Genomic DNA, 25,940 nt, shown 5'->3' on the forward strand with positions numbered 1-25,940 from the left:
CCCCGGCCCGTCCTCAGGACGCGTCGGCCGGCGCGAGGAACCCGTCGCGCACGAGGCCGCGCACCGCGGGCAGCAGCTCCGCGGCGAGGTCGTCCGCGGACACCTCGAGCAGGGCGCCGAGCGCGCCGACGATCTGGCCGACGGTCAGCTCGCCGTCGCAGACCCCCACGAACGCCGCGAGCCCCGTGGAGGCCTGGATCCCGCGTCCGAGCCCGTCGCCCTGACGCACGACGACGACGTTCGGGTCGCTCGCCCCCGGGGTGAGGTAGCGCTCCTCGGTGACGTCGCCGGCGACGACGAGCCGCTCGGCGGCCAGCTCGGCGTCCGTGCGCTGCTCGAGCCAGTCGTGCGCGGCCAGCGACGCCGCGACGTGCCCGCCCAGGGGCTGACGCAGCGTGCCGTGGTGCTCCTCGAGCCGACGCAGGGTCGGCTCGCCGGCAACGGGCCGGCGCAGCGTGACGAGGCCGAAGCCGACGGCCTCGACGTCCCGCGCGGCGAAGTCGTCCAGCCAGGCGCCGTAGGCGGCGGCCCAGGCCTCGGGTTCGCGGTCGGGGGTCGTGCCGCCGTCGCGGATCCAGGTCTCGGCATACTCGGCCGGGTCGAGCAGCTCGCGCTCGATCACCCAGCCGTCCAGACCGGAGGCGTCCAGCCAGGCGCCGACCCGCTCGGTCCACGGCTCGCCGCGCCGGTGCTCCCAGTTGACGAGCATCTGGGCCACCCCGCCCGGGGCCAGCACGGCGCCGACGCCGGTGACGAGGTCGCGCACGAGGTCGTCGGCGGACCGCCCGCCGTCGCGGTACTCGAACGCGCCGATGGCCGCGTCCACGGCGGCACCGGCGGCGCCCGACCGCGGGGTGATGACGAACGGCGGGTTGGACACGACGAGGTCGAACCGGTCGTCGCGCACGGGGTCGAGCATCGAGCCGGCACGGAGGTCGAGGGCGGCGTCGGCCGCGTTCAGCGCGGCGTTGAAGCGCGCGTAGTCCAGCGCGCGCGTCGAGACGTCGGTGGCGACGACCGTCTCCGCGTGCCGCGCGGCGTGCAGCGCCTGGATGCCGCAGCCGGTGCCCAGGTCGAGCACCCGGGAGACCGGGGTGCGCACCGTGACCTGCGCGAGCGTCGTCGAGGCACCACCGGCGCCGAGGACGTGGTCGGCGGCGAGTCGGCGTCCCGTGGCGAGCTCGCCGAGATCGCTGGCCAGCCACCACTGCACGGGGCCGCCCGCGTCGGTCGCGGCGTACGGGCGCAGGTCGCAGGTCGCCCGGACGGCGTCCGCGGAACCCGCCCCGGCGGTCTGCACCAGGCCGAGCCGCTGCGCACCGGCGGCGCCGACGTCGGGCAACGCGGCGTCGAGCGCGCCGCGGGTGGTCTCCTGCCCGAGCAGGAAGAGTCGCGCCAGGGTCGCCCGGGGGTCGTCGGCCCGGCGGGCCAGCACCCGCTCGGCGGGGACGGTCTGCTCGCGGTGCAGCGCGGCGGAGGCCAGCGGACCCAGCAGGTCCTCGACGCCGTCGACCGTGTACTCCGCCGCGGCCAGCGCGGACCGCAGCGCGGTCACGTCGCCGGACGGCGCCGGGAGGGTCACTCGCGGCACCCGCCGCCGAGGTACTCGGTGACCTGGCCGTGCGCGGTCGCGGCACGGGCGGTGTCGGCCTCGGAGAAGGTCAGGGTCATGACCGAGGCGACCTCGTCGGCGTCGTCGGTGTCGACGTCGGCCAGGGCGCTCACGGCGCTGTCGAGATACCCGGTCATCCCGGACCAGCCCTCGACGTCGGGGGCGTCGATCGAGGTGATCGCACGGTGCGCCTCGCGGAAACCGGACACGAGTGCTCGCGGATGCTCCTCGTCGATGCCGGCCAGGGCGCGGTTGGTGTCGGCCCAGACCTGCTGCAGCTCGAGGCACTCCTCGCTCACGGAGGGCGAGGGGGCGGAGCCGCCCCCGTCACCGCCGCCGCTCATCGTCAGGTCGGACCCGATCGAGATGGCCGGCATCGGTTCGGCGGACGCCGCCGCCCCGGCGCCGTCGGAGCTCGGGTCCCCGCTGCTGCAGGCGCCGACGGTCAGCACGGTCGCCAGCGTCGCCGCGAGGGCGACGGCGGCTCGGCGCGAGCGTCGACGAGAGGTCAGCACCGTTCCATGGTGGCCCACGCCGCGCGCGGTGGGGAAATCCGGCACGCCGCCCGCGGGCGCCGGCGGCGGAACCTTCCGGACGAACGTCGCAAGCCGGGCTGGAGCAGACCGGGGGCGCCGCAGAGCCGTGCTTTGCCCTCGTCGCTCACTGCGCCGGCGTGGCGCAGTCGGCGGCGAGGTGCGTCGTGACCCGCTCGGAGGCCGTCGTCATGGCCGCGGTGTCCAGACCCGACATCGCCTCGGCCACCGCGGCCTCGACCTCGGAGTTCTTCGCCTCCTCGGCGGCGTCGGCCACGACGGTCACGTAGGTGGCCACGGTGGACCAGTCCGCCGCCACCTCGGCCGGCGGCGTCAGCCCGGTCAGCGCGTCGCGCGCGGTGACGAACCCCGTGCGCAGCGACCTCGGCGACTCCAGGTCCATCTGCACCTGGGCGGCCGCCGCGCGCGACCACGCCACCTGCGCGGTCGCGCAGGTCTCCGGCTCCGTGGTCAGCAGGGCGGCGGTGGGTGCGGGCGCGCTGTCGCCCGCCCCGCCGACGACGTCGAGCCCGGCACCGGCACCCACGCCCGCGACGAGCGCGAGGGCCGTCGCGACGAGCAGGGAGCTGCGGCGGGCGAACCGGCCGGAGGGACGGGTCCGGGCGAACGCGACGCCGCGTCGCCGCAGCCCCGCGGCGCCGTGCGCCACACGACCGGCGGCGTCACGACCGGCACCGGCGGCGCGGCCCGTCACGCCGGCCGACCGGCTGCGACGACGGCGGCTCGCGCCGTCGCCAGGACTCGCGGCCGCCGAGGGCGCAGCCGCACCGGTCAGCACGTCGTCGAGCGGCGGCACGTCGGTGGCCACCGCCGTGGGCGCCCACGGCAGGTCGGCGGGCGGCCCCACCGCACCGGGCTGACCTGCGTCGACACCGTCCGGGGCGGGGACGTCGTCGTGCACGTCGCTCGGCCTCATGTCCGCGAACAGTACCGGGTGCGGCTGAGCACCCGGGCCGAGTTGTCCGGATCGTTGCCTTGGTGACCTTGACCTGGGACCCGGTTGACCGCCAGATTGTGCGAGTGACATCGACGACGACGGGCATGTGGGTAGCACCCGAGAAGGATCCGCGCACCACCGGGATCGACCCGGTCGGCGAGAAGGAGACCCTCTGGGAGTACCTCTGCCGCTACCGGATGACCCTCGTGATGAAGTGCGAGGGTCTGGACGCCGACCAGCTGGCGCGCCGCAGCGTGTACCCGTCGTCCCTGTCCCTGCTCGGCCTCGTGCGCCACCTCGCCAACGGCGAGCACCACTGGTTCTCCCGCGTCCTGGGCGGGTCCACGGCCGACGGACCCTTCGAGCGCCCCGGGGTCGAGGACGTCGAGTTCGACGAGGCCGTCGGCACCCCCGAGGCCGTGGCCGAGGCCTGGGAGGCCTGGCACCGGGCGGTCGACGCCGCCGACGAGCTCATGGTCGACGAGAGCCTCGACCGGGAGGTCCCGTTCGACGACGCGACCGTCGAGGTGCGCGACGTCGTCATCCACATGGTCGAGGAGTACGCCCGCCACATGGGCCACGCGGACCTGCTGCGCGAGTGCATCGACGGTCGCGTGGGGCTCTGACCCGACCTGTCGCCGCCCGCCCCACCGTTGTGGGCATGAAATCTGCAGGTCCTCGGCGCGGAGGACCTGCAGATTTCATGCCCACAGCGCGTGCGGTGATCAACGCGTGCGGCGGTCAGCCCGAGGCGCGGACCACCAGCCGGGGCTCGAGCACCTCGTGCACGTCGTCGGACCGCCCGCCGAGCCGTCCGGTGAGCAGCGCGACGGCCCGTGCACCCATCACCTCGCGCTGCTGCTGGACCGTGGTGAGGGCGGGCCGTACCCGGCGCGCGAGCAGGGTGTCGTCGTACCCGACGACGGCGACGTCGTCCGGGACGCGCAACCCCCGGTCCAGCGCCCGGTCGAGCACGTCGCAGGCCTCGACGTCGTTGCGGGCGAAGACCGCCCGGTAGCCGTCGTCGAGCAGGCCGTCGACGGCGTCCGGCGCCGCGACCCGCACGTGGCCGCCCAGCCCCGCACGGCGCATCGCATCCTCGTACCCGCGACGGCGGGCCAGGCCCGCGGGGCGGGTCGACGACGTCACGTGGGCGATCCGCTCGTACCCCCGGCCGACGAGGTGGTCGACCACCAGGGCGGCACCCTGCTCGTCGTCGTTGGTCACGGAGTCGACGCCGGCCACCGGGTCCGCCGTGCGCCCGACCATGACCACCGGCAGGCGGCGCGCGGCCGCGGTCAGCACCTCGTCGGGGACCCAGGACGACACCACCACGAGCCCGTCGACGCCGAGGTCGCCGAGCTGCTGCACCCGGTCGGCGAGCCGTCCGCGGTCGCGCGAGCCGTGGGCGAGGACGACGGACAGCCCCACCTGCTCGGCGGCGTCCTCGACGGAGGCGACGATCTCGGTGTGGTACGGGTTCTCGAGGCTGGAGATGACCACGCCGAGCAGCATCGACCGGCCCTGCTTGAGGGTGCGGGCGCTGAGCGAGGGGCGATAGCCGACCTGCTCGGCGACGGCGAGGATACGGTCGCGGGTGCTCTCGGAGACGCCCGGGTCGCCGCGCAGCGCCAGTGACACCAGCGACTTCGACACCCCGGCGGTCGCGGCGACGTCGCGCAGCGTCGGTCGGGGGCGGGGCGAGGCGGCGGGCACCCCGACATCCTGCACCCCGGCGCGCCGCCGCGCGACGGTGACGCGCGGTCCGTGCGCGAAGGGGACTGGAACGTTCCAGATGTTCGGGCGTCGTTCACCGTCCCGCCACCCGGACGACGCGGGCCCGTCGCCGCCCGTCCCTAGCGTCCTTGCTCGTGACCATCGCCCCCAGCCCCGAGACCACGTCCCTCGACACCCGCGCCGCCGCCCTGCGCACGCGACCCGCCGCGCTGCTGCTCGACTTCGGCGGGGTCGTGCTGACGACCCGCAAGCGGCCCGGCGGCACCGAGGAGATGGCCCGCCACCTGAAGGAGGTCCTCGCCCGGGCAGGTCACCACCGCAGCCACGCCGAGCTGGTCGAGCTGCTGCGCGGCGGCCGGACGGCGCTGAAGGACTGGAAGAACGCCTCCTCGCGCCGCCTGGCTCCCACCGAGCTCGACCACCGCACGATCTGGCGCGAGTTCTACGGCTCCCCGCTGACCGCCGCGGAGCGCGACGTGCTGGCCGGGTCGGCCGGACTTCTCCAGGAACGCCTGACCCGGACGCTGACCGACCACACCGTCCGGCCCGGCGTGCGCGAGCTGCTCACCACGGCCCAGGAGCTGCGGGTCCCGGTGGGCATCGTCTCCAACGCGCACTCCGGCCGGGCGCACCGGGCGATCCTCGCCGAGCAGGGGCTCGCCGAGGCGTTCGCCGTGCAGGTCTACTCCGACGAGGTCGGCATCCGGAAACCCCACCCGGGCATGATCGAGCTCGCCGCAGCGGCTCTCGGCACCTCGGCGGAGGCGTGCTGGTACGTCGGGGACACCTACGACCGCGACGTCGTCGCCGGACGGCGCGCCGGCGTCGGGGCCGTGCTGCTCACCCGCGACCACCACACCGCCCACCCCCCGTTCGCCGTCGCCGACCGGCCCGACGTCGAGCTGCCCGACCCGGTCGGGCTGGCCGACCTGCTGCGCGCCGCCGAGCCCACCGGCCCCTCCGACGCCTCGCGAACGGCGCACGGCACGGACCGCGCCGGCCTCGGCACCTTGGCCGAGACGCCGGGGCGGGGAGCCGGGGTCAGCGCGCTCCTGCTCGACCACGGCGGCGTCATCTCCACGTCGCACCGTGACGAGAGGACCCGTCGCGGGTTCGCCGCCGACCTCGCGGAGCGCCTGTGCCGCGCCGGGTACCCGACGACGACGGACGAGGCGGCGGGCGCCCTCGACGAGGCCCGCGCCGCGCACAAGGCGTGGAAGAGCGACCACGAGGCGGCCCGCCCCACGCCGGGCGACCCGTCCGGGCTCGACACGGCCGAGATCGACGCCCCGACGTTCTGGGTCGACCTCGTCGGCCCAGGCCTCGACCGACACGGCCCCGGGGTGCGGCACTGGCTGCGCGCCGAGGCGCACGCCCTCATGGTCGGCTACGCCCGCACCAAGTCGGTGCCCACCCTGCGGCCGGGTGTGCGCGAGCTGCTCGGCACCGCCCGTGCCGCCGGGGTGCCCGTCGCCGTCGTCTCCAACACCGTCTGCGGCCGCGCCGTGCGCGAGGAGCTGGTCGCGGCGGGGCTGGACGACCTCGTCGGTGCGCACGTCTACTCCGACGAGCTGGGGGTGCGCAAACCCGACCCGACCACCGTGCGGACGGCCCTGACGGCGCTGGACGCCGACCCGGCACACGCCGTCTTCGTCGGGGACAAGCCGCACCGCGACGTCGTCGCCGCCCGCGCCGCCGGCGTCGGCACGACGGTGATCGTGCGCGGCGGCACCACCGACGACGCCGCGCTGGACGCCCTGCCGCCCGGCGACCCGCGCACCCCCGACCACCTGGTCGCCTCGATGGAGGACGTCGACGCCCTGCTGGGCCGCGCCGTCCGAGGCGACCGGGACACCGACGCCGGCATCCGCCGGTAGCCCGAGCAGTACCGAGACGAACCCTCAGGAAGGTCCTCATGTCCAGCGACGTCACCGCGGCGGGCACGTCCCGCGCCCGGCTCGCCGATCCCCGCACGCTGTCCGGTTCCCAGAAGCTCATGATCCTCGTGCTGTCCATGACCCTGTACGGCGTCGGCGACATCGTCGCCAGCGTCGTGCCCGAGCTCCAGGTCGGGCCGCTCGAGCTCGGCGTCTCCTACTTCTCGTTCATCGCCGTCGTGCTCGCGGCCCTGCTGTCGCCGTTCTGGGTCGCCGTCGGCGCCCCGCTCGGCGAGCTCGTGTTCTCCGACATGCTGCTCGGGGACTTCTCCGGGTTCGGCGAGCTGGAAGGCTTCCTGCAGACCGCCCTGGCGATCTACGTCGCCGGCTGCCTGGTGCGCAACCCGCTCAACCGCGTCCAGGTCGCCCTGGCACCGGTCGTCATGGTGCTGGTCGACAAGATCTCCGGTGGCGTCGTCGACATCGCCAAGGTCCTCGTCGGCATCGACCCCGAGACCCTCGAGGAGGCCGACGGCCTCGTCGGCGCGTTCCTCCTCGCCGAAGGGCTGGACATCGTCGTCACCGTGGTGTTCTCCGGCATCCTCTTCGGCGCGCTGCCCGCCCTGTGGCTCACCCCGCGCCTGTACGGGAAGCTCGAGCCGATCATGGGGCTGCGGCCCCGCGACCCCGAGCACCCGCCGCACCTGTCCGGCCCGCGCGGCACGCGGTTCTGGCCCGTCGCCGTGCTGGCACTGGTCGCCGCCGGGGCCCTCGCCCTGCTGGCCCAGTGGGAGGAGTTCGTCGGCCGGGAGGGCGGCATCTCCACCATCGGCGCCTTCGAGCCGGACTACGTCGACCAGTACGGCGACGTGTGGCTCTGGATCGCCGCCGGCGTCGCGCTCGTCGTCGGCCTCGTCCTCTTCGTCCTGGTCGCCGCGCTGCGGCGCCGCCGCTCGGCCGACACCGCCGACGTCCGCCGCTCCGACGACGACGAGGCGTCCTTCTGATGACCGGCGACCGCGACGCAGCACCGGCCGTGGAGGTCCGCGACCTGACGTTCCGGTACCCCGGAGCCGCGCAGGACTCCCTGCACGGGGTGGACCTGACGATCGAGGCCGGTGACTTCGTCGCGGTCGTCGGCGGCAACGGGTCCGGCAAGACGACGCTGTGCAAGACGTTCAACGGACTCGTCCCGCACTTCTGGAACGGCGACATCTCCGGCCGGGTCAAGGTGGCGGGTCGCAGCACGGCACGACGCACCGTCGGCGAGATCGCCCACGACGTCGGCTACGTCTTCCAGGACTTCGGCAACCAGCTCGTGCGGCCCACCGTGCGCGACGACGTCGCCTTCGGCCCGCTGAACTTCGGGCTGGCGGACTGGGAGGCGCGGACGGACGAGGCGCTGCGCGCCCTGGAGATCGACGACGTCGCCGGCACCCACACCTGGCAGCTCTCCGGCGGTCAGCAGCACCTGACGGCGCTGGCCGGTGCGCTCGCCCTGGCACCGTCGATCCTCGTCGTGGACGAACCCGCGGCGGAGGTCGACCCGCGACGGGCCGCCCAGGTCTACGAGCACCTCACCCGCCTCAACGAGCAGGGCGTCACGGTGGTCGTCATCGAGCACCACGCCGAGCTCATCGCCCGCTACGCGCGCAGCGTCGTGCTCATGGACGCCGGACGGGTGCGCTGGCACCTCCCGGTCGACGAGGCCCTGGCCCGCACGGCCGACCTCGCCGAGGCGCACATCCCGGCGCCGCAGGTCGTCGCGCTGGCGCAGGAGCTCGTGCCCGACGTGGCCGCCGGCCGGCGACGACCGCCGCTGACGATCGAGGAGTGCGCCGAGATGCTGCGGGACGCGGGGCGGTCCGAGCAACCGGGTGCAGCGCTGCTGCGTCCTCCGGACCACCCCGGGACCGACGGCTCCCCCGCACCCGGGTCGGCCCCCGGTCCTCCCGCGGGGTCCGACGTCGTCGCCCGCCTGGACGGCGTGCGGTACGGCTACCGCACGATCTCGGGCGGCAAGCACACCGTGCTGGACGGCTTCGACCTCACGCTGCGGGCCGAGGAGCGCATCGCCCTGGTCGGCTCGAACGGAGCCGGCAAGTCCACGCTGCTGTCCCTGCTGTCGGGGCTCGCCGTGCCCGAGGCGGGCACCGTCGAGGTGGCTGGCCGCGACACCCGCAGCGTCTCCGCCGCGCAGCTCTCCTCCCAGGTCTGCTACCTGCTGCAGCGTCCGGAGGAGATGTTCCTGACCGACTCCGTCCGGGCCGACGTCGCGATGCACCCCACCGGGCGGCGGGCCCCGGACGCCCGGGAGCTGGTCGAGCAGGTCCTGGACCGGACGCGGCTGACGGACCTCGCCGACCGGGACGGCCGCCTGCTGTCCGGAGGGCAGCAGCGGCGGGCGACCCTCGCCGTCGGGCTGGCGATGCGGCCGCGGCTGCTCCTGCTGGACGAGCCGACGTCGAGCCTGGACCTGCGCTCCCGCGACGACGTGATCGACATGCTCTCCGCCCTCGCCGAGCACATCCGCTGCACGGTCGTGGCGACGCACGACATGCACCTCGTCGCCGAGTGGGCGGACCGCGTCGTGGTGCTCGACCAGGGCCGCGTGGTCGCCGACACCGACCCCGCGACGTTGTTCGCCTCCCCCGACGTGCTGCGCCGGGCCCGGCTCGTGCCACCGCAGGTGACCCAGGTCGGCCACGCCCTCGGGATGGACCCGCTGCCGCTGTCCGTCGCCGAGACGACCCGGAGACTCGCCCCGCTGCCCACCGAGGAGCTCGTATGACCATCGCCGACGTCGCCGCACCGCACGGCACCTCCCCCGAGGCCGCGCCGGGCCCGACCGGGACCCGGCACCGGTCCGGTCTCGACCGGGTGTCGGTCGAGTGGGTCAAGCTCGAGCTGATGCGCGTCGCCTACGCCACGCGCGGCGGGTTCCTCGCCCGTCGCGACCCGCGGGCCGTCCTGGGCTGGTACGCGCTGTGCGCGCTGGCCCCCTGGTTCACCTACTCCACGCCGATCCTGGTCGTCCTCTTCGTCCTCTCGCTCGGCTGCGCCCTGGCGGCACGGATCGGCCCGCTGCTGCTGGGCCTGTTCACGCTCGGGCTCGTGGGGCAGGCCGCCTACGTCCTGGTGCTCGTGCTCGTCCTCGGCGGCGACACGACGGCGCTCGACGGGCTGCTGCAGATCTCCCTGAAGCTCGGGGCGGTGTCGCTGGCCAGCATGGCGGCGTTCGTGTCGCTCGACCCGGAGAAGCTGTCCGACGGGCTGCAGGCGATGCGGGCGCCCGCCGTGCTCGGCTTCGCCATCAGCTACGGCTACCGCATGGTGCCGCTGCTCATCGACGAGTTCCACGACATCGTCGACGGCCACCGGCTGCGCGGGGCCCCGCACCAGGGGCACGGGTTCCTCGGGTGGCGGACGATCGCGCGGATCGGCCGCATCGCCGTGCAGGCCTTCTACCCGCTGTTCCTCAACACCGCGCAGCGCACGCGGACCACGGTCGAGGCGATGGAGACCCGCGGGTTCACCAGCGCCGGGCCGTCACCGGCCGGACGCCGGCTGCGGCTGGCGTACCTGCGCTGGCGCGTGGGCGACACGCTGCTGCTCGTCGTCAGCGTCGCCGTCGTCGTCGCGGTCTACACGGTCCTGCCGACCGCCTGAGCGTTGTGGGCATGAAATATGCAGGTCTTCCCGGGGAAGACCTGCATATTTCATGCCCATAACGAAGGGAGGGCGTGGCCTCAGCGGCCGCGCCGGCTCGGGCTCAGTCGCCCGAGGCGGCCCAGAAGATCGCCGTGGCGACCTGGCTCATCCCGCCCTTGGGGTGGGTGCGGAAGAACGGCGTCGTGCCGAACACGACCGCGCGGGCACCGGTGGCCGACTCGCCGGACACGACGGCCGCCTGGCCGGCGGCCGCGTCCTGGCCCGGCCCGTACAGGCCGTTCCAGTGCCCGGCCAGGAACGGCGACCCGGCGTCGTAGGCCAGCTCGACCGTCGTGCTCTCCCCGAGGCCCGTGAACCAGACCGCCGGGTAGATGAACGAGGTGTCCTGCGGGTGCGAGGCGAAGATCGACCCGCTCGGCGTGTCCACCGCCACGATCCCGTTGCCGCGCCTGTTCCCGCGCACCGCGTCGCCCTCCACGAGCCCGTAGGCCTCGGCCGCCTCGAACCCGGACGTGGACTCGCCGACGATCGCGCCGCCGGCGTCGAGCCACTCCTGCACGGCCGCGTCGCCCGCCGCGTCGGGGTCGAAGGACGACCCGACCCACAGCACGTCGGCGTCCTCGAGCCCCGTCGTGCCGTCGGCCGCACCGGCCGAGACGCCGGAGGAGGAGACCGGGACGAGGTCGTCGAACCCGAGGTCCGTCAGCGCCACGACGTCGTCGGACCCGCCGGTGTACGCGACCGTGAGGTCCTCGAGCACGGCAGCCTCGTCCAGGGACGCGACCTCCGCGGCCGTGGCGGCCTCGAACGGGATGTCGAACGTGACCACGGCGTCGGCGGCGGCCGGCAGGCCCTCGGGTCCGACGACGGCACGACCGTCGTCGAGCAGCCACGCCGGGGCGTCCTCGGAGAGGATCGCGTTGAGGGCCCGGAAGTCCTCGATGCCGGCGAGGTCGAAGACGACGTGGTCGGCCTTCTTCGGCAGCACCCCGTCCTGCGGGACGCGGTGCAGCGGCGTCGTGCCGCCGAGCGCGACGTCGGTCGTGTCGCCGACCGCGACGACGGTGGCGCCCCACAGGTCGGCGAGGCTCCACGCCGAGATGTCGTACATCGTGGGCAGCTTCTCGGAGATGTCCGAACCGGTGGCGAGGAGCGTGTTCGCCAGACCGCGGCGCGGCTGGTGCATGTCGACCACGAGGGAACCGGCGGGGAACGTCTCGCCGCCGACCTCGGTGGACCGCTGCAGCGTCCCGACCTCGACCCCGTGGTAGAGCAGGGCGTCGACCAGGGCCTCGGCGTCGGACGACGAGCGCTGGCCGTCGCCGACCGGGATGACGTAGGCGCGCGGCAGGTCCACCGGCTCCTGGTCGTCGGTGACGTCCCACAGCTCCTTCCAGGCGTCGGGGCCCTCGACGTCGGCGATCGTCTCGGTGGTCAGCGACTCCTTGGGCGCGCCCTCGACCCCGCGGCGGAACGTCTCGATCTGGTTGGCGAGCATCTCGTCGCTGTGCGCGGCGACGTAGTCCAGCATCGAGACCATCGTGACGCGGGCGACCTCGGTGTTGATCGCGGCGTCCTCGGGGGTGGTCGTACCGAGCGACCAGGAGCGGCCGTGCGGCAGCTCGACGGTGCTGGTCACGGCGCCGTGGTAGGCCGCGTACTGCGCGGTGAAGATCGGCGGGTAGTCGTCCCACCCGCTCGGGGTGTCGCGGTACGGGATCTTGATGTGGCCGGTCTTCTCGTCGGTCGACCGACCCGTCTCGGTGTCGAAGTAGGTGTTGCCCTCGATGTCGGCGTCCACGACGTCGGCCTCGACCTGCTGGGCCAGCGCGTAGCCGTGCGGGATGAACAGGTCGTACTCGTAGTTGTCGCCGTGCGGCGGCCCGCAGGGCTCGACCTGGAGCACGCCGGTGTAGCCGTGGAAGTCGGCGGCGTAGAGCGGCTGGAGCGTCTGGGCGGTCGCCACGAACGAGCGCGCCTCGGGCGTGGCGCCGGTGACCATGTCGCGGTTGGCGTCGAACCCGAGCTCGGTGGCCCGGGTCCCGATCGTGCGGCCGTCGGGGTTGAGCGACACCGAGAAGTAGAGCCGGTGGCTCTCGAGCAGCTCGGCCGTGGCCGGGTCCTCGGCGGTCGCGAGGTCGGCGATGACCTGCATCGCCGCGTCTGTGCCCTCCCACTCGTTGCCGTGGATGTTGGCGCTGATCCACAGCGGGGTCTTGTAGCCCTCGGCCAGCTGCTCGTCCGTGGCGGCCTTCTCCGGGTCCTGCCGGATCTCCTCGCGCCACCGGGTCTGCTGGTTGGTCTCGCCACGCGTCTCGGGCGCCGTGACGGTGACGAGGTAGAGGTCGCGGCCGCCGGTCGACTGCCCGACCACCTGCGTGGACACCCGGTCGCTGGCGGCCATCAGCTCGGCCAGGCGGGGCGCGATGTCCGAGTAGGCGATCGTCTCGTTGCGCTCGGTGACGTCACCCTCGACCGGGTCGTAGACCGTCAGCTCGGGCTGGTACGGGTACGACGTCGGCATCTCCAGGGAGCTGTCGGTCGCCTTGGCCGCGGGGCCGGTCTTGGCGGCCTGGACGAGCTCGGCGAAGGACTTCCCCGTGGTGGCCGGGGTCCCCTCCGGGCCGCGGCCGCCGTCCGCCGGCGAGGCGTCGGGCTCGTCCGCGACGGCCGCCGGGACGGCGAGCACGGACAGGGCGACGGCGGCGCCGCTGAGCCCGGCGATGGTGCGCTGCAGAGACATGGGTCCCCTTCGGTCGAGGTGCGTTCGGAGCGGGAGGAACCGGTCAGCACTGTCCGGAGTCCCGCGAAGATCATGCATCTCGATTGTTTCGGGCATGTGATCCGCAGCACACCATCGTGGGAAATCGACAGCGGCTGAACGCACCGCGGGGTGCGTCCCCGTGGACGCACCCCGCGGTGCGGCGACGCCGGTCGCGAGCCCGCCGACCGATCGCCGGTCAGCGCGACGAGACCGGTGCCGGCTGGTCCTCGACCGCCGCGGTCTCGCCGTCGACGCGCGCCGCCCGGAGGCGGGACAGCACCACGGCACCGAGCGCGATCACGGCGGCCACGCACGCGATGGCGATGCGGACCACGTGGTTGGCGTCCCCGCCGACGGACAGCATGACCACCGCCGGTGCGATGAGCAGCGACACCAGGTTCATGACCTTGATCAGCGGGTTGATCGCCGGGCCGGCGGTGTCCTTGAACGGGTCGCCGACCGTGTCGCCGATGATCGTCGCCTCGTGCGCCTCCGACCCCTTGCCGCCGTAGGCGCCGTCCTCGACGATCTTCTTCGCGTTGTCCCACGCGCCGCCCGAGTTGGCCAGGAAGATCGCCATCAGCACGCCGGCCCCGATCGTCCCGGCGAGGAAGCCGGCCAGCGGCCCCACCCCGAGGCCGAACCCGACGGCGATGGGCGCGAACGCGGCGAGCAGACCCGGCGTCGCGAGCTCGCGCAGGGAGTCCTTGGTGCAGATGTCCACGACCCGGCCGTACTCGGGGCGCTCCTCGTAGGTCATGATCCCCGGGTGCTCGCGGAACTGGCGCCGCACCTCGTACACGATCGCCCCGGCGGCCCGCGTCACGGCGTCGATGGCCAGACCGGAGAACAGGAACACCGTCGCGGCCCCGAGGATCACGCCCACGAGCGTCACCGGGGAGATGATCTCGTAGCTGAGCATCGAGGCGACCAGCCCGTCCGTCGCCACGGCGACGTCACCCAGCGCCGTCTCGACCGCGTCGGCGTAGGAGCCGAACAGGGCCGTGGCGGCCAGGACCGCCGTCGCGATGGCGATGCCCTTGGTGATGGCCTTGGTGGTGTTGCCCACGGCGTCGAGGTCGGTGAGCGTCTGCGCGCCCTCCTCGTCGACGTCGCCGGACATCTCGGCGATCCCCTGGGCGTTGTCGCTCACCGGCCCGAAGGTGTCCATCGCGACGATGACGCCGACCGTGGTCAGCAGGCCGCAGCCCGCGAGCGCCACGAGGAAGAGCGACAGCCAGATCGATCCCCCGGCCAGCAGGAACACGCCGCAGATGGCGGCGGCGATGATGCCCGCGGTGTACACGGCCGACTCGAAGCCGACGCCGATCCCCGACAGGATCACCGTCGCGGCCCCGGTGCGCGAGGTGGCCGCGACGTGCTTGGTGGGCTTGGACTCGGTGCCGGTGAAGTACCCGGTGATCCACAGGATGACACCGGCCAGGACGATGCCGATCAGCACCGCCAGGGAGGCCACCACGCGCGGGTCGGACGTGACGCCCGCGAGGTCGGCGGTGCCGCCCATGCTCTCGAAGCTGCTCGGCAGGTAGACGAACGCCGCCACGGCGGCCAGCGCGGCGCCGACGACGGCCGAGACGTAGAAGCCGCGGTTGATCGCGGTCAGCCCCGACTCGCTGCCCCGCACGCGGGTGATGAGGACGCCCAGCAGGGCGACGAAGGCCCCGACGGCGGTGACGATCAGCGGGAACACGAGACCCTGCTCGCCCATGACGGCCTTGCCGAGGATGAGCGCGGCCACGAGGGTCACGGCGTAGGACTCGAACAGGTCGGCGGCCATCCCGGCGCAGTCGCCCACGTTGTCCCCGACGTTGTCGGCGATGGTGGCGGCGTTGCGCGGGTCGTCCTCGGGGATGTGCTGCTCGACCTTGCCGACCAGGTCCGCGCCGACGTCGGCCGCCTTGGTGAAGATGCCGCCCCCGACCCGCATGAACATCGCGAGCAGCGCGGCGCCGAACCCGAAGCCCTCGAGCACGGCGGGCGCGTCCCCGCGGTAGACCAGCACCACGCCGGCCGCGCCGAGCAGACCGAGACCGACGACGGACATGCCGACCACGCCGCCGGTGCGGAACGCGATCCGGGCCCCGAGCGCGCGGCCGCCGGCCACGGTCGCGGCCGCGGCGACGCGGACGTTGGCCCGGACCGCCAGCCACATCCCGAGGTAGCCGATCGCGGCGGAGAACCCTGCCCCGACGAGGAAGGCGACCGACCGGCCGATCCGGACCCCGCCGTCGCCCGGCAGGAGGAACAGCAGCCCGAACACGACGACGGCGAAGATCGCCAGGGTGCGGAACTGCCGGTTGAGGTAGGCCGAGGCCCCCTCCTGGACCCCCTGGGCGATGTCCTGCATCGCGCTGGACCCCTCGTCGGCGGCGAGGACCTGGCGACGCAGGGTCCCCGCGCAGACCAGGGCGGCCAGGGCGATCACCGCGATGACGGCGACGATCGTCAGACTGTCGGACCCGAGTGTGAGCATCCGTCCTCCTCGACGTACTGCCACGCTCCGCCGGGTCGCCGGTGACCGGGCGGGCAAACCGTGAGAGACCCGCCGTCGCCGTTGACGACGGGATGCGCGCGAGTCTACTCATGTGTGACGGCTGTCACGAACCGGCCGGTGGCAGGATGTGGCCATGGCTCCGAACGACACCTCCGTGCCCGACGCCGCCCGCGAGCATGCCGAAGACCTCGGCCGGTTCGTGACCGCGTCCCCGTCCTCGTACCACGCCGCCGCCGAGCTGGCCCGCCGCGCCGAGGACGCCGGGTTCACCCGGCTGACCGAGACGGACGCCTGGGAGGTGGGCCCCGGCGGGCGCTACGTCGTCGTGCGCGACGGGTCGGCGATCGCGTTCACGGTCCCGCCGTCGGCCGGCCCGACCACGCCGTTCAGCATCCTCGGCACCCACACCGACTCCCCGGGCTTCAAGCTCAAGCCGCGCCCGACGACGGGCCGCAGCGGGTGGGTGCAGGCCGGCGTCGAGGTGTACGGCGGGCCGCTGCTCAACTCCTGGCTGGACCGCGAGCTCGAGCTGGCCGGCCGCGTCGTGACCCGCGACGGCGCCGAGCACCTGGTGCGCACCGGTCCGTTCGCCCGCATCCCGCAGCTCGCGATCCACCTGGACCGCAGCGTCAACGACGGCCTCGCGCTCGACAAGCAGCGTCACACCCAGCCCGTGCTCGGGCTCGGCGAGGTCAGCGAGCACGACGTGCTCGGCGAGCTCGCCGCCCGGGTCGACGGCGGGGCGGTCGACCCGGCCGACGTCCTCGGCTACGACGTCGTGGCCACCGACTCCCAGGAGCCGCGCGCGTTCGGCGCCCGCGGCGACCTGTGGGCCTCGGGCCGCCTGGACAACCTGCTCTCGACGCACGCCGCGCTCACCGCACTGCTCGGGGCGGACCCGGAGGACCTCACGGGCGTCGCCGTGGTCGCAGCCTTCGACCACGAGGAGATCGGGTCGGAGTCCCGTTCCGGCGCGGCCGGCCCGTTCCTCGCCGACGTGCTGGGCCGCGTCTCCCGCGCCCTGGGCGCGGGTGGCGAGGACCGCCTGCGGGCGCTGGCCGCCTCGTGGTGCGTGTCCTCCGACGTCGGCCACGCCGTGCACCCGAACTACCCCGAGCGCCACGACCCGTCGAACCACCCGGTCGCGGGCGGCGGGCCGATCCTCAAGATCAACGCCAACCAGCGGTACACGACCGACGCCCACGGGGCCGCGCTGTGGCAGTCCGCCTGCGCGGCGGCCGGGGTGCCCAGCCAGGAGTTCGTCTCCAACAACACCATCCCGTGCGGCTCGACCATCGGCCCGATCACGGCGACACGGCTGGGGATCCGGGTCGTGGACGTCGGTGTGCCGATCCTGTCGATGCACTCCGCCCGCGAGCTCACCGCCGTCGTCGACCCCTGGTACCTGGCGCGGGCGATGGGCGCGGTGCTGGTGCGCTGACCGCCGTCGCGGGACGGCCGTCGTGGGACGGACGCCCGTGCGGGCGGCTCAGCGCAGCCCGAGCTTGCTCGTGCAGTGCGGCCACTGGCCCCAGCCGGCGCGCCGCTGGAGGATCTGCGCCCGCTTCGTCTGCTCCCTCGCACCGTGGTAGTGCGGCAGCCCGGAGCCTCCGACGGCACGCCACGTGCTGGCCGTGAACTGGTACATCCCGTAGTACCCGTTGCCGGTGTTGATGCGCACCCGGCCGCCGGACTCGCACTGCGCGAGCTCGCCCCACACGTCGCGCCGGGTGAACCGCCCCTCGCGCACCCAGCCGGTCCGTCCGCCGGGGAGCCGCACCTTGGTGCGGTCCACGTCGCGCTGCGTCGTGCGGGCGCGCTTGACGACCTTGGTCCCGAGGTCGGCGTAGCCGATCGTCCGGGACGTCGCACGGATCTGCTTCGTCACGCGCAGCCGCTTGGCGGTGTAGCGCACCCCGGTGATGTCCCGCAGCGGGACGGTCGTGACCCGCTTCTTGCCGAGCCAGCCGACCCTGCCGTCGGGGAGCCGGACCTTCAGCCGCTTCGGGGCCCGGTCGAGCACGACGAGCCGTGTGCCGTCGTCGGGACGGGCGATCGTCCGGCTGCTCGGGCTGCGCTTCGCCGTCGTGCGGGCGCGGTCGGCCTTGACCCAGCGGACGGTGCTCGTGGTGGCGGCCGGCAGGGGGCCGACGGCGGCGGTGCCCGCGGCGGCGACGGTCGACGGCGCCGCGGCGGCCGGTGCGGCCGTCGCCGGGAGCCCGGCGACGGGGACGAGGGCGACGGCGGTCGCCGCGGCCACGGTCGCACCGAGCCGCCGGAGAGGTGAGGTCATGCCGTCCAGGAAACGATGATCACGATCTGATAACGACACCCGGGGGCGATCCTTCACACAACCCTCGCCGTCGCCCCGCACTCGACGTCCGGCGAACCGGACGCCGCCGGACAGACCGCCCGCACCCCGGGTGCCACACTGTCGACGTGCCGTCCCGCGAACCCGCCGCCCCGCCCGGGGACAACCACCCCCTGGTGGACGTGCTGACCGCGCACGGGGCCCGGTCCGACCGCCTGACGCACCTGCGCACGCTCCCGGCCCGCGACGGTGAGCACGCCGACTGGCCCGGATGGGCCGATCCCGCCCTGGTCGCCGGCTGCCGCGCCCAGGGCGTCGAGCGGCCCTGGACCCACCAGGTGACCGCGGCCGAGGCGACGTGGCGCGGTCAGCACGTGGCGCTGGCCACGTCGACCGGGTCGGGCAAGTCCCTCGCGTTCTGGCTGCCCGCCCTGACCGCCGTGCGCGCCGCGCGGCACACCACGGCGGCGGACGCCGGCCGGATCGAGGCCCGGACCCGCGGCGCGACCGTGCTCTACCTGTCCCCCACCAAGGCACTCGCCGCGGACCAGCTGACCGGTCTGACCGGCCTGCTCGACGCCGCCGGGATCCGGGACGTGCGCACCGCCACCTGCGACGGCGACACCCCGCGCGAGGAGCGACGCTGGGTCGTCGACCACGCCGACGTCGTGCTGACCAACCCCGACTTCCTGCACTTCGCCCTGCTGCCCCAGCACCGCCGGTGGACCCGGCTGCTGCGCGGGCTGCGCTACGTCGTGGTGGACGAGGGACACACCTACCGCGGGGTCTTCGGCGCGCACGTCGCGCTGGTGCTGCGGCGGCTGGCCCGCTTGGTGGAGCACCTGGGCGGCCGGGCGCCGACGGTCGTCGTGGCGAGCGCGACGACGGCGGACCCGGCCGTCAGCGCCGCCCGCCTCATCGGCGTCCCGCCCGAGGAGGTCACCGCCGTCACCGCGGACTCCTCGCCCGCGGGGCGTCGCACCGTCGCCCTGTGGCGGCCGCCCGAGATCGCCGGATTCGGCGTCGAGCGGGCCGGCGCGTCGGACCTGGACCCCGGGGCGGACGCCTGGGCGCTGCCCGACCCCCTGGACCCGCAGGCGCACGAGACCGACACCGTGCTGACCAGCACGGGGGAGGCCGACCACCCGCGGCGCTCCGCCACCGCCGAGGTCGCCGACCTGCTGGCGGACCTCGCCGCCCACGGGGCCCGGACGCTGGCCTTCACCCGCTCCCGGCGCGGCGCCGAGTCCGTGGCGCAGCAGACCCGCGACCACCTGCGACCGGTCTCGCCGGACCTGGCCGGCCGGGTCGCCGCCTACCGCGGGGGCTACCTGCCCGAGGAGCGCCGCGAGCTGGAGGAGGCGCTGCGCTCCGGCGCCCTGCTCGGTCTCGCGACGACGAACGCGCTGGAGCTCGGCGTGGACATCTCCGGGCTGGACGCGGTCCTGGTGGCCGGCTGGCCCGGCACCCGCATGTCGCTGTGGCAGCAGGCCGGCCGGGCCGGGCGCGCCGGCGCCGACGGGCTGGTGGCGTTCGTGGCGCGGGAGGACCCGCTGGACACCTACCTCGTCACGCACCCCGAGGCGGTGTTCGACGCCCCGCTGGAGGCCTGCGTGTTCGACCCCGCCAACCCCTACGTGCTCGCCCCGCAGCTGTGCGCCGCCGCGCAGGAGCTGCCCCTGCGCGCGGACGGGCTGGCCCGGTTCGGCGACCCCGGCCAGGTCCGCGAGATCCTCGACGTGCTGGTGGCCCGCGGCGCGCTGCGCCGGCGGCCGTCGGGCTGGTACTGGACGCACGCCCAGCCCGCCGCCGACCTGGCCGACCTGCGCGGCAGCGGTGGCCGTCCGGTCCGGGTCGTGGAGGCCGCCACGGGACGGCTGCTCGGCACGGTCGACGCCGGCTCGGCCGACGGACAGGTGCACGACGGCGCCGTCTACACCCACCAGGGCGTCACGTTCGTGGTGGACCACCTCGACCTGGCCGACCACGTCGCGCTCGTGGTGCGGCGGGACGTCGACCACGCGACCTGGTCGCGCGAGCTGATGGAGATCAGCATCGCCGAGCCCGGCGACGCCGAGCACCCGGCACCGGAGGGCGCGCCGCCGGCACGACGCCGCGAGTGGGGCCCGGTGGCCTGGGGCCTCGGGCCCGTCGAGGTCACCAGCCAGGTCGTCAGCTTCCAGCGCCGCCGCGTCCCGGACATGCAGGTCCTGGACACCGAGGCCCTCGACCTGCCGCAGCGCACGCTCGGGACCACCGCCGTGTGGTGGTCGGTGCCGGACTTCGTGCTCCGGGCGGCGGGGGTGGACGACGACGTCGCACCGGGCGCCCTGCACGCGGCCGAGCACGCGGCGATCGGCCTGCTGCCCCTGCTGGCCACGTGCGACCGCTGGGACCTCGGCGGGGTCTCCACCGCGCAGCACCCCGACACCGGGGAGGCCACCGTGTTCGTCTACGACGCCTACCCGGGCGGCGCCGGCTTCGCCGAACGGGGCTACGAGCTCGGGGCGCGGTGGCTGCGTGCCGTGCGCGACGCCGTCGACGCCTGCCCGTGCGCCGACGGTTGCCCGGCCTGCGTGCAGTCCCCCAAGTGCGGCAACGAGAACTCCCCGCTCGACAAGGCGGCCGCCGTGCGGCTCCTCGACGCCGTGCTCTCCCACGCGCCGTCGTCGTGACACCCCTACGATCGAGGCGTGACTGACGAGGACGATCTCACCGCGCGCCGCGAGAGGCGCGAGACCACCCGTGTCGACCCGAGCAACTCCCGCTCGTGGCTGCTGCTGTCCGCGCTGCGGTCCGACGACTTCGACGCCGCCGAGCTCTCGCGGGCCGACCAGCTCGTGCTGGACTGCGAGGACGCGGTGGACGACTCGCGCAAGGACGAGGCGCGCGACCGCGTCCTGGACTGGTTCCGCACCGGCGGCCGCGCGTGGGTGCGGGTCAACGAGCGGGGCGCGGACTCGTGGGCGGACGACATGAGCGCCTTCCGCGACGCCGACGGGCTGCGCGGCGTCATGCTCGCCAAGTGCGAGAGCCCCGACCAGGTCGTCGACACCGTGCAGCGCCTCGGCGGCGACGTGCCGGTAATCCCGCTGGTGGAGTCGGCGCTCGGGATCGAGGACGCCGTCGGGATCGCGCGCGCCCCCGGGGCCTTCCGGCTCGCCTTCGGCTCCGGGGACTACCGCCGAGACACCGGCGCCGCGAACGAGCCGCTCGCGATGGCCTACCCGCGCTCCCGCCTCGTGACGGCGTCGCGGATCGGTGAGCTGCCCGGGCCGATCGACGGCCCGACGGTGGGATCCAGCCACCCGCTGCTGCGCGAGCAGTCCGGCGACGCCGTCGCGATGGGCATGACGGGACGCATCTGCCTGGACCTCGAGCAGCCCGCGGTCATCAACGAGACCCTCTCGCCCGCCCCGGCGGACGTGGCCTGGGCCCTGGACTTCCTCACGGAGTTCGAGGGCGCGGGGTCCGTGATCCGCGACGGCTCGGACAAGCCGCGTCTCGCCCGCGCCCGCCTCATCGCCGAGCGCTCGCGACTGTTCGGCATCGACCCGAGCTGACGCCGGGCCGGCGCGGGCCCGTGCCTCGGCGGGCCCGAGCAGGTCCCGCGCTCCGAGCGCGTCGACGTCCCGCCGCACCACGACCTCGACGGCTCCGCCGGCACCGAGCGCACACCCGACGAGCCGCGCACCGTGCTGCTCGACGGTCCGGTCGGCCACGGCGCAGGCGTCGTGGCCCCACCGTCGGGCGGCGGCTCCCGCGAGCGCCCCGAGGTCGGCGGCAGCCTGCGCGCCGGTCCGGGCCTGCTGCGCCGCGGCCAGCGCGGCCAGTCCGCTGAGGCAGACCAGCACGACGGCGACGAGTCCCAGGACGAGGACCGTGCCCGCGCCCCGTTCGCCGTCGTGCCGGGTGCTCACGGCTCGACCCAGGCCAGCGCCTGGCCCGTGGCCTCCAGCGGGAGCCCGGCGAGGACGCCTGCGCCGACCGGGCAGGTGACGACCACTCGCACCCAGTCGCCCTCGGGCACGACGGTCGCCGCGGCGTCGGGGCCGCCGACGCGGGACACGGCCGCCCGGACCCGCGTCTCGTCCTCCCCGACCGCGACCATGCGGGCGCCCGCCCGGGCCGCGTCCGCCGCACGCAGCTGTGCGGCGGACGCGGCCACGAGCGTGAGCACCGCGACCAGCAGCAGCACGACGACGGGAAGACCGACCGCCAGCTCGGCCGTCACCGCGCCGCGCTCGGACCGGTCGCGCGACCTCATACGGTCAGGGCCGAGCTGATGATCGACTCGAGCATCCCGCGCACGGTCTCGCTCTGCAGCACCAGGATCAGCAGCCCCGCGAAGCCGGCCGCCGCGATGGTGGCGATGGCGTACTCGGCGGTGGCCAGCCCGGCCTCCGGGTCGAGGTCGGGCGCCCGATTCTCTCGGGTCTCCGGGGTCTCCGACGGGTCGTGCGGGGTGGTGTCGACGGTCATGGGTTCTCCTCCGGGTCGTGGGCGACCGGGTCGGTCCGGTCGCCCGTCACGGGGCCCCGGCCGGACGGCCGGGACCGGGCACCCGTCCACGACGGGTGCGGCGCTCAGCCGGACACGAGGTCCGCACCGAGCGAGAACAGCACGGGCACCAGCCCGAGCAGGACGAAGGCGGGCAGGAAGCACAGGCCCAGGGGCAGCACGAGACGCACCGCCAGACGGCCTGCCGCGGAGCGCGCCGCGGCCCGTCGCCGCTGCCGCAGCTCGCCCGCGGCCGCCCGCAGCGCGTCCCCCGGCGCGACGCCGTCGGTCCAGGCACCGCGCAGGGCGTCACGGAGCGGGTCGAGGGAGCGGGGACGCCCGCCACCCGCCGCCGGCGCGGCCCGCGCGGTCGCGTGCGCGGTGTCCCAGGCGCCCTGCCAGTCGCCGCCGAGGCGCAGGGCCACCGCGACGGTGCGCAGGGTCCGGCCGTCGGCACCTCCGACGGCGGCGCCCACCACCTGCAGCGCACGGGGCACCCCGACCCCGGCACGCACGGCCGTGGCCACCAGCTCGAGCAGCACGGCGACGTCGACCGGGCCCGGCCGGGGCCCGACGTCGCGCTCGGGCGACCGGTCGTCGTGCTGCACCTCCGACGGCCGGGTGGGCACCGCGGCCGTCCGGGCGACGACCTGCCGTCGGCGACGGCGCGCGGCGGCGGCCGTCCACCACCAGGGCGCCAGCCCGGCGAGCACGAGCGCCCCGACCACCACCGCGATCACGGTTCCGCCCCGGCCCGCCGGGCCTCGCCCACCAGGCGCGCGGTCCACCACCGGCCGACGGCCAGCGACACCGTCCCGGCGACGACGGCGGCGGTCCCGAACCCGCCGTCGGTGGCGGTGCCGACCGGGTCGGCGCCGAGCACCGCGCCGAGCAGCACCCCCAGCACGGGCAGCCAGGCCAGGACCCGTGCCGTGGTCTGCGGGCCCGCCAGGGCGGCGTCACGCTCGTCCGCGGCCTCGTCCTCGGCCACCAGGGCGTCCGCCACCGCCTCCAGCACCTGCCCGAGCGGCGCCCCGACGTCCCGGGACAGCCGGGCGCCGGCCAGCACGGCGGCCGTCCGGCGCGGCTCGGTGAGCACCTCGGCGAGACGTCCCGCGTCCGGCACCCCGTCGGCGCCCGTGGGGACGCCCAGTCCGCGAGTCCAGGCCGTGGTCGGCGAGGCGCCGGCCCGCAGGAGCGCGACCACCCGGGCCAGCGCCACGCGGACGCGGTCCGGCGCCCGGGAGTCCGTCCCGACCCGGCGCGGCCACCACCGTCGTCCGCCCGCGCGGCGCGACGGGCCGAGGAGGTCGGTGGCACGGCGACCACCGGGAGCCGCGACGCACCACACCGCGCACGTCACGCACAGTCCCGCGAGAAGCCCGGTCACGACGCCCACCGCTCCCGCAGCGCGCCCCACCCGGTGCCGGTCCCGGGGGTCTCGGCGCCGGGACCGTGCCAGGACGCCACGGGCGCCACCTGCAGGTCACCGTGCTCGGTACGGCCCACGGTGGCGATCTGGGCGAGGTGGCGCCGGCCGCGGTGCCGCCGCAGGTGCAGCACCACGTCGAGCGCGGCGGCGGACTGCGCGGCGACCGCGGCGCGCGTCATGCCGGCCAGCGCGGCGAGCGCCTCGAGCCGTGCGGGCACGTGCTCGGCGGCGTTGGCGTGCACGGTGGCCATGCCGCCGTCGTGCCCGGTGTTCAGGGCCAGGAGCAGCTCGCGCACCTCGGCCCCGCGGCACTCGCCGAGCACGATCCGGTCCGGCCGCATGCGCAGGGCACCGCGCACGAGGTCGGCGAGGGTGATCTCGCCGACCCCCTCGACGTTGGGCCGGCGTGCCGCGAGCGCCAGCACGTGGGGGTGGACGGGGGCGAGCTCGCGCGCCTCCTCGACGGTGAGCAGGCGTTCGTCGTGCGGGACCAGCCCGAGCAACGCAGCGAGCAGCGTCGTCTTGCCCGTCCCGGTGCCACCGGTGACGAGCAGGTTGGCCCGGCGCCGGACGAGGCCGTGCAGCACGGGCAGCCAGGGGTCCGGGACGGTGCCGTGCGCGGCCAGGGTCTCGAGGTCGAACGTGGCCTGCCGCAGCACGCGCAGGGCGATGGCCGCGCCGGCCGGTGCCACGGGGGCGACCGCGGCGTGCAGCCGGGTGCCGTCGGGCAGTCGGGCGTCGACGACGGGGCTGGCGTCGTCGAGCCGCTGGCCCGCGACGGCGGCCATCCGGACCGCCAGCTCGCGGACGGCGTCGGGCGAGGGGAACGCCAGGTCGGCCCGTTCGAGTCCGTCGCCGCGGTCGACCCAGACCTCCTCGGGTCCGTTGACGAGGACGTCGGTGACACCCGGGCCGTCGAGCAGCGGCTGCAGCGGTCCGGCGCCGACGAGCTCGGCACGGGCCGCGCGGGCGAGGTCGGTCAGCGCGTCGGACCCGAGGACGCGTCCGGTGGAGCGCAGCGCGGCGGCGACGTCGGCCTCGCCGGGTGGCGCCGTGCGGTCGGCGTCGCCGAGGTGGGCGCGGACGTCGTGCAGGAGGCGGCCGTCGAGCGTCGTCATGCCGCACCCTGGTGGTCCGACGGCTGCGGCAGGAGCTCGACGAGGCGGTCCGCCGCGCGGCCCAGCGGCGTGCGGCGCCCGGTGCGCGGTCCGTGGCCGCGTTCGACCTGTGCGGCCAGCCGGGGGTCCCACCCGACGGTGGCGGCGACGGCGAGCCCGAGGAGCCGGCCGAGCTCGCGCTCGTCGACCCGTCCGGGGGCGGGTCGGCACGCGACGGGCACCACGCGCGCGGTCCCGGCGTCGGCGAGCTGGCGTGCCGTCGCCAGGGCCCCGGCCGCACCGGCGGTGCGCAGCGGGGTCACGAGCACGACGACGTCGGCCGCACCGGCCAGCGACAGGGCGGCCGCTGTGCGGCCCACGGGACGCGGCAGGTCGAGGACCACGCGGTGCCCGGTGCGCAGCAGCGCCGTGGTCGTGTCCAGCACGACCGCGTCGGCCGGGGCCGCGGGGTCACGGTGCGCGCCGGAGAGCACGGGGACGGCTCCCCAGCGTGGCAGCGCCGCGACGAGTGAGCCGCCGTCGACGGTGCCGCGGGCATCGGCGAGATCGGCCCAGCGGGCGCCCGGCGCGGCGTCGACGCCCAGGAGCACGTCCAGTCCGGGGCCGGGGACGTCGAGGTCGACGAGGGCGGTCGCCCCGACCCGGCGACGCAGGGTGCGGGCCATCGCGGCGGCGAGCACGCTGGTCCCGGCGCCCCCGCAGGCTCCGACGACGCCGATCAGCCGCCCGTGCGACGGCGGTCCGGCCGACGTCCGTCCGGGAACGTGGCCCGACGGCTCGCCGGCGGCGACGGGGGCGGTGGCTGTCTCCATGGCGGCCACCCTGCCGGGCGGGCACGGCACCCCGGCGCGCAGGACCCGGGGTGCGGGGTCGCTCTGGGGACGACGGCGAGCCGGGGGTGACCCGCCGCG

At 75.4% G+C, this 25,940-nt stretch carries 21 protein-coding genes and 1 pseudogene; 8 read left to right on the forward strand and 14 right to left on the reverse strand.

All coding sequences use genetic code 11. From position 1 onward, the window contains the following. Positions 1-13 precede the first annotated feature (13 nt). The 3 genes from V5O49_RS13595 to V5O49_RS13605 form a co-directional block, all read right to left on the reverse strand. The gene (locus tag V5O49_RS13595; RefSeq protein WP_332902672.1) at positions 14-1,582 is read right to left on the reverse strand and encodes a DUF7059 domain-containing protein; all 1,569 of its coding nucleotides are present in this window, start codon (positions 1,580-1,582) and stop codon (positions 14-16) included. After that, the gene (locus V5O49_RS13600) at positions 1,579-2,127 is read right to left on the reverse strand and encodes a hypothetical protein (protein WP_278236325.1); all 549 of its coding nucleotides are present in this window, start codon (positions 2,125-2,127) and stop codon (positions 1,579-1,581) included. Before V5O49_RS13600 ends, V5O49_RS13595 begins: the two co-directional genes overlap by 4 nt. Positions 2,128-2,272: 145 nt before the next feature. Next, entirely contained in the window at positions 2,273-3,082 is an 810-nt protein-coding gene (locus tag V5O49_RS13605) for a hypothetical protein (protein WP_278236324.1), read from the reverse strand. 125 nt (positions 3,083-3,207) lie between these two features. Between V5O49_RS13605 and V5O49_RS13610 the strand changes: the two genes are divergently transcribed. Beyond that, a complete protein-coding gene (locus V5O49_RS13610) occupies positions 3,208-3,729 on the forward strand; it encodes a DinB family protein (RefSeq protein WP_278236323.1) in 522 nt (173 codons plus the stop codon). A 115-nt stretch (positions 3,730-3,844) separates the two neighbouring features. On the opposite strand, the gene V5O49_RS13615 is transcribed toward V5O49_RS13610, so the two are convergent. Beyond that, complete coding sequence (locus V5O49_RS13615) at positions 3,845-4,819, reverse strand: LacI family DNA-binding transcriptional regulator (protein ID WP_332902673.1); 975 nt, start codon at positions 4,817-4,819, stop codon at positions 3,845-3,847. Between the two features lie 155 nt (positions 4,820-4,974). Here V5O49_RS13615 and V5O49_RS13620 point away from each other — a divergent pair, with 155 nt between their 5' ends. From V5O49_RS13620 to V5O49_RS13635, 4 genes are read left to right on the forward strand one after another with little or no spacing between them, the layout of a single operon-like run. Beyond that, positions 4,975-6,717: an HAD family hydrolase gene (locus V5O49_RS13620; protein ID WP_332902674.1), complete on the forward strand. Its 1,743-nt coding sequence runs from the start codon at positions 4,975-4,977 to the stop codon at positions 6,715-6,717. 38 nt (positions 6,718-6,755) lie between these two features. Further along, positions 6,756-7,724: a DUF8171 family membrane protein gene (locus V5O49_RS13625; protein WP_332902675.1), complete on the forward strand. Its 969-nt coding sequence runs from the start codon at positions 6,756-6,758 to the stop codon at positions 7,722-7,724. After that, the gene (locus V5O49_RS13630) at positions 7,724-9,508 is read left to right on the forward strand and encodes an ABC transporter ATP-binding protein (RefSeq protein ID WP_332902676.1); all 1,785 of its coding nucleotides are present in this window, start codon (positions 7,724-7,726) and stop codon (positions 9,506-9,508) included. Before V5O49_RS13625 ends, V5O49_RS13630 begins: the two co-directional genes overlap by 1 nt. Next, positions 9,505-10,386 carry an energy-coupling factor transporter transmembrane component T family protein gene (locus V5O49_RS13635; RefSeq protein WP_332902677.1) on the forward strand — a complete coding sequence of 294 codons (882 nt, stop codon included), beginning with the start codon at positions 9,505-9,507 and terminating at the stop codon, positions 10,384-10,386. Before V5O49_RS13630 ends, V5O49_RS13635 begins: the two co-directional genes overlap by 4 nt. A gap of 103 nt (positions 10,387-10,489) precedes the next feature. Here the strand turns inward: V5O49_RS13635 and V5O49_RS13640 are convergent, their stop codons facing one another. Both V5O49_RS13640 and V5O49_RS13645 read right to left on the reverse strand, forming a co-directional pair. Continuing rightward, the gene (locus tag V5O49_RS13640) at positions 10,490-13,132 is read right to left on the reverse strand and encodes a M14 family zinc carboxypeptidase (protein ID WP_332902678.1); all 2,643 of its coding nucleotides are present in this window, start codon (positions 13,130-13,132) and stop codon (positions 10,490-10,492) included. A 217-nt stretch (positions 13,133-13,349) separates the two neighbouring features. Beyond that, entirely contained in the window at positions 13,350-15,647 is a 2,298-nt protein-coding gene (locus tag V5O49_RS13645) for a sodium-translocating pyrophosphatase (RefSeq protein ID WP_332902679.1), read from the reverse strand. A 154-nt stretch (positions 15,648-15,801) separates the two neighbouring features. On the opposite strand from V5O49_RS13645, the gene V5O49_RS13650 reads away from it, so the two are divergent. Next, entirely contained in the window at positions 15,802-17,109 is a 1,308-nt protein-coding gene (locus V5O49_RS13650) for a M18 family aminopeptidase (protein WP_332902680.1), read from the forward strand. Between the two features lie 48 nt (positions 17,110-17,157). Here the strand turns inward: V5O49_RS13650 and V5O49_RS13655 are convergent, their stop codons facing one another. Then, positions 17,158-17,961: a transglycosylase family protein gene (locus V5O49_RS13655; RefSeq protein WP_332902681.1), complete on the reverse strand. Its 804-nt coding sequence runs from the start codon at positions 17,959-17,961 to the stop codon at positions 17,158-17,160. Between the two features lie 146 nt (positions 17,962-18,107). On the opposite strand from V5O49_RS13655, the gene V5O49_RS13660 reads away from it, so the two are divergent. Both V5O49_RS13660 and V5O49_RS13665 read left to right on the forward strand, forming a co-directional pair. Then, positions 18,108-20,654 carry a DEAD/DEAH box helicase gene (locus V5O49_RS13660; RefSeq protein WP_332902682.1) on the forward strand — a complete coding sequence of 849 codons (2,547 nt, stop codon included), beginning with the start codon at positions 18,108-18,110 and terminating at the stop codon, positions 20,652-20,654. 18 nt (positions 20,655-20,672) lie between these two features. Further along, positions 20,673-21,542, forward strand: coding sequence for an HpcH/HpaI aldolase/citrate lyase family protein (locus V5O49_RS13665; RefSeq protein ID WP_405001183.1), 870 nt, complete (start codon positions 20,673-20,675; stop codon positions 21,540-21,542). A gap of 15 nt (positions 21,543-21,557) precedes the next feature. On the opposite strand, the pseudogene V5O49_RS13670 reads toward V5O49_RS13665, so the two are convergent. From V5O49_RS13670 to V5O49_RS13700, 7 genes and pseudogenes are all read right to left on the reverse strand, one after another. After that, positions 21,558-21,899: pseudogene (locus tag V5O49_RS13670) on the reverse strand (Rv3654c family TadE-like protein); the annotation flags it as partial. After that, the gene (locus V5O49_RS13675; RefSeq protein ID WP_332902683.1) at positions 21,896-22,246 is read right to left on the reverse strand and encodes a TadE family type IV pilus minor pilin; all 351 of its coding nucleotides are present in this window, start codon (positions 22,244-22,246) and stop codon (positions 21,896-21,898) included. The pseudogene V5O49_RS13670 and the gene V5O49_RS13675, both read right to left, overlap by 4 nt. After that, the gene (locus tag V5O49_RS13680; RefSeq protein WP_332902684.1) at positions 22,243-22,461 is read right to left on the reverse strand and encodes a DUF4244 domain-containing protein; all 219 of its coding nucleotides are present in this window, start codon (positions 22,459-22,461) and stop codon (positions 22,243-22,245) included. Before V5O49_RS13680 ends, V5O49_RS13675 begins: the two co-directional genes overlap by 4 nt. Positions 22,462-22,565: 104 nt before the next feature. Next, on the reverse strand, positions 22,566-23,219 hold the full coding sequence (locus tag V5O49_RS13685; protein ID WP_332902685.1) for a type II secretion system F family protein: 654 nt from the start codon (positions 23,217-23,219) through the stop codon (positions 22,566-22,568). Continuing rightward, a complete protein-coding gene (locus tag V5O49_RS13690; protein WP_332902686.1) occupies positions 23,216-23,869 on the reverse strand; it encodes a type II secretion system F family protein in 654 nt (217 codons plus the stop codon). Before V5O49_RS13690 ends, V5O49_RS13685 begins: the two co-directional genes overlap by 4 nt. After that, on the reverse strand, positions 23,866-25,029 hold the full coding sequence (locus V5O49_RS13695) for a TadA family conjugal transfer-associated ATPase (RefSeq protein ID WP_332902687.1): 1,164 nt from the start codon (positions 25,027-25,029) through the stop codon (positions 23,866-23,868). The genes V5O49_RS13690 and V5O49_RS13695 overlap by 4 nt, the downstream gene beginning before the upstream one ends. Beyond that, positions 25,026-25,841, reverse strand: coding sequence for a CpaE-like family protein (locus V5O49_RS13700; RefSeq protein WP_332902688.1), 816 nt, complete (start codon positions 25,839-25,841; stop codon positions 25,026-25,028). The genes V5O49_RS13695 and V5O49_RS13700 overlap by 4 nt, the downstream gene beginning before the upstream one ends. Between the last annotated feature and the right edge of the window lie 99 nt (positions 25,842-25,940).

The organism is Isoptericola haloaureus (assembly GCF_036689775.1).
Classification (GTDB): Bacteria; Actinomycetota; Actinomycetes; order Actinomycetales; family Cellulomonadaceae; genus Isoptericola; species Isoptericola haloaureus.